The 3,927-nt window shown below is 74.1% G+C and carries 3 protein-coding genes; all 3 read left to right on the top strand.

The window, feature by feature from the left end:
* Positions 1-418: 418 nt before the first annotated feature.
* Positions 419-1,270 carry an iron uptake transporter permease EfeU gene (efeU, locus tag C1729_RS13995; protein ID WP_102510761.1) on the top strand — a complete coding sequence of 284 codons (852 nt, stop codon included), beginning with the start codon at positions 419-421 and terminating at the stop codon, positions 1,268-1,270.
* A 24-nt stretch (positions 1,271-1,294) separates the two neighbouring features.
* Entirely contained in the window at positions 1,295-2,506 is a 1,212-nt protein-coding gene (gene efeO / locus C1729_RS13990; RefSeq protein WP_102510760.1) for an iron uptake system protein EfeO, read from the top strand.
* A gap of 54 nt (positions 2,507-2,560) precedes the next feature.
* Positions 2,561-3,927 (top strand): iron uptake transporter deferrochelatase/peroxidase subunit (gene efeB, locus C1729_RS13985; protein WP_102510759.1); only part of this gene is annotated, 1,367 nt, incomplete at its 3' end.

Below are 3,927 nucleotides of genomic sequence, written 5' to 3'. Positions count from 1 at the left end.
CCGGGCGATCCGGGGCGCCGCCGGGACACGCGGGGGCGGGGCCGCGCGGCCAAGGGCCCCCTCCGAGTCCTCCGCGCCCCCCCCCCCCCCCCCCCCCCCCCCCCCCCCCCCGCGACTCGTAGGTCCTCAGCACGCTTCGACGGTGCTGAGGACCTACGAGTCGCTGCCGTCTCTGCGACCCGTCGCGGTCCCGTGCACGCACCCCCGGGCGATGTGACCCACGCCACTGTCCATCCAGTGACATTAGGGCACGACGGCGTGCCGTATATGCCGGTGCTGCGCTAACGTCGACCACGACCTTCGGTAAGCCTCACCTCACCCACGCGCCGCGACCGCCCCGAGCCACGCCCGACGCGCGCCGCCCCCACCGGGGGCGGGCACGGCCGAGGTGCGCAGCCACGGTCCGGAAGGGCTCCCCGTGCTCGCGAACTTCCTCATCGGCCTCCGCGAGGGCCTCGAGGCCTCGCTCGTCATCGGCATCCTCGTCGCGTACCTCGTCAAGGCGGGCCGCCGCGACCTCCTCGGCCCGCTGTGGACGGGCGTCGGCATCGCCGTCACCGCCGCCCTCGGCTTCGGCGCCGCGCTGACGTTCGGCCCCAAGGGCCTGAGCTTCGAGGCGCAGGAGGCGATCGGCGGCACGCTCTCGATCGTCGCCGTCGGCCTGCTCACCTGGATGATCTTCTATATGGGCCGCACCGCTCGGCATCTGCGCACGCACCTCCACGCGAGGCTCGACGACGCCGTCGCTGCCGGTCGCGGCGCGATCGTCGTCGCGGCGCTGCTCGCCGTCGGCCGCGAGGGTCTCGAGACCGCACTCTTCCTCTGGGCCGGGGCCCAGGCCACGGGCGCGTCGACGCGTCCCCTCCTCGGCGCGGTCGCCGGTCTCGCCGTCGCCGTCGCGCTCGGCTGGGCCTTCTACCGCGGCGCCCTCAGGCTCAACCTGCGCCTCTTCTTCGCGTGGACGGGCGTCTTCCTCATCGTTGTCGCAGGCGGCGTCCTCGCGTACGGCATCCACGACCTCCAGGAGGCCGGCATCCTCCCGGGCCTCCACAACCTCGCGTTCGACGTGTCGGCGCAGGTCCCGCCGTCGAGCTGGTACGCGACCCTCCTCAAGGGGATCTTCAACTTCACGCCCGCGACGACATGGCTCCAGGCGATCGGCTGGATCGCGTACGTCGTGCCGCCGCTCGCGCTCTTCGTGCGCAGCGTGTGGTTCTCGCCCGCCCCCGCGCGGCCCGCCACAACCCGCGTCGTCGCCGCCACGGCCTGACACCTCCCTCCCCCAAGGACTCCCATGACACGCTCCTCCCGCCTCGCCGCCCCGCTCGCCGTGCTCGCGCTCGCACTTCCCCTCGCCGCATGCGTCGACAACGCCCCCGCCGCCCCCGGCGGCGCGACCGGCGCGGCAGGTCCCGCCGCGATCACCGTCGACTCCTCGGCCGACGCGTGCGCGCTCGCGGCCGCGAGCGCGCCGTCGGGCAACGTGGTCTTCAAGGTGACGAACTCGGGCGACGACGTCACCGAGTTCTACCTCCTCGCCGAGGACGGCCTGCGGATCGTCTCCGAGGTCGAGAACATCGGGCCGGGCCTCGCCCGCGACCTCGTCGTCGTCGCGAAGCCCGGCACGTACGTCGCCGCGTGCAAGCCGGGCATGGTCGGTGACGGCATCCGTCACCCGTTCACGGTGACGGACTCGGGCGCGGTCGTCGCGCCGTCGGGCGAGCTCGCCGAGCAGATCGCGGCCGCGACGACGAGCTACGTCGCGTACGTCAAGGACCAGACGGAGCAGCTGCTCACGGGCACGCAGGCGTTCGTCGACGCGTACACGACGGGCGACGACGACACGGCGCGAGCCCTCTACGCCTCGACACGCCTGCACTGGGAGCGCATCGAGACGGTCGCGGAGTCGTTCGGCGACCTCGACCCGCGCATGGACCTGCGGGAGGCCGACCTCGCCGAGGGCGAGGAGTGGACCGGCTGGCACCTCCTCGAGAAGGACCTCTGGGCGCCGTCGGCGGACGCCAACGGCGGCACGGTCTACACGCCGCTCACGACGGCGCAGCGCGCCGACTACGCGGCACGTCTCCTCGCGGACACGACCGAGCTCAACACCCGCACGCACGCCGCCGAGTTCGCGTCGACGATCACGGCGGACTTCATCGGCAACGGCGCCAAGGGCCTGCTCGACGAGGTCGCGACGGGCAAGGTCACGGGCGAGGAGGAGATCTGGTCGCACACCGACCTCTGGGACTTCCAGGCGAACGTCGACGGTGCGCGCGTCGCGTACGAGGGGCTGCGGGACGTCGTCGTCGCGAAGGACCCGGCGCTCGCCGAGGACCTTGACGCGCGCTTCGACACGCTCACGGGCCTGCTCGACACCCACCGCGACGGCGACGGCTTCGTCCTCTACACCGCGCTCTCGACGGACGAGGTCAAGAAGCTCTCAGTGGCCGTCGACGCACTGAGCGAGCCGCTGTCGCGGCTCACCGCGACCGTCGTCCTCTGACCCCGTCCGCAGCACCCGCACGACCGAACCTTGCACGAGCGATGTGAGAGCACGATGACCGACGCACGCACGACCGGATCGCCCGCCCCCGACGACGGGGCGGGCGCCGCCGTGCCAGAGGGCGCCGCCGTGCCCTCGGGCACGGCCTCGCCCGCGGGGATCTCCCGCCGCGGCCTGCTCGGACTCGCGGGCGCGGGCCTCGCGGCCGTCGGGCTCGGCGGCGTCGGCGGCTGGGCCGCGCACGCCGCGAGCGCAGCGGCGCCCGCGGCGGGCGGCGAACCGCCGTCGGGCACGCACGCGTTCACGGGCCTCCACCAGGCGGGCATCACGACGCCCGCGCAGGACCGCCTCCACCTCGCGGCGTTCGACGTGACGACGGAGCGTCGCAGCGACCTCATCGCGCTCCTGCGCCGCTGGACGTACGCGGCCGAGCGCATGACGCGCGGCCTGCCGGCCGGCGACCTCGGCCCGACGGGCGGCGCGTACGACGCCCCGCCCGACGACACGGGCGAGGCCGACGGACTGCCTGCGTCGAACCTCACGATCACCATCGGCTTCGGGCCCTCGCTCTTCCGCGACGCCGACGGCCGCGACCGCTTCGGCCTCGCCGCGCGACGCCCCGCGCTGCTCGAGGACCTGCCGCACTTCCCGGGCGACACGCTCGACCCGGCGCGCACGGGCGGTGACCTCGTCGTCCAGGCGTGCGCGGACGACCCGCAGGTCGCCGTCCACGCGGTGCGGAACCTTGCGCGCCTCGCGTTCGGTGCGGCGACGGTCCGCTGGTCGCAGCTCGGCTACGGCCGCACGTCGTCGACGTCGCAGGCGCAAGCGACGCCGCGCAACCTCTTCGGGTTCAAGGACGGCACCGCGAACATCATGGCGGAGGAGACCGCCGAGCTCGCGACGCACGTGTGGGTCGACGCGGCCGACGATGCGGGCGCGGGCTGGCTCGCGGGCGGCACGTACCTCGTCGCCCGACGCATCCGCATGACGATCGAGACGTGGGACCGCGCGCACCTGCGCGAGCAGGAGACGCTCATCGGCCGCACGAAGGGCACGGGGGCGCCGCTCTCGGGCGGCGAGGAGCACACTGCGCCCGACTTCGCGCGCGCAGGCCGCGAGGGCACGCCGCTCATCGACCCCGCCTCGCACGTCGCGATGGCGCACCCCTCCAACAATGGCGGCGTCCGCATGCTGCGGCGGGGCTACAACTACACGGACGGGTCGGACGGACTCGGGAGGCTCGACGCGGGGCTCATGTTCCTCGCGTTCGTCCGCGATCCCGCGCGGCAGTTCATCCCCATGCAGACCCGCATGGCGCGTGACGACCTGCTCGTCGAGTACCTGCGGCACACGGGCTCAGGGCTCTTCGCCGTGCCGCCGGGCGTGCCCGCGGACGCGCGACTGTCCCCCGTCGACGG

Source organism: Sanguibacter massiliensis, assembly GCF_900240335.1.
Taxonomy (GTDB): domain Bacteria; phylum Actinomycetota; class Actinomycetes; order Actinomycetales; family Cellulomonadaceae; genus Flavimobilis; species Flavimobilis massiliensis.
The sequence above is the reverse complement of the archived record's forward strand: the minus strand, read 5'-3'. Positions and strand labels throughout refer to the sequence as shown.

Excerpts from the sequence above, each read along its gene's own strand:
- efeO (WP_102510760.1), top strand. The coding sequence starts at position 1,295 with ATGACACGCTCCTCCCGCCTCGCCGCCCCGCTCGCCGTGCTCGCGCTC.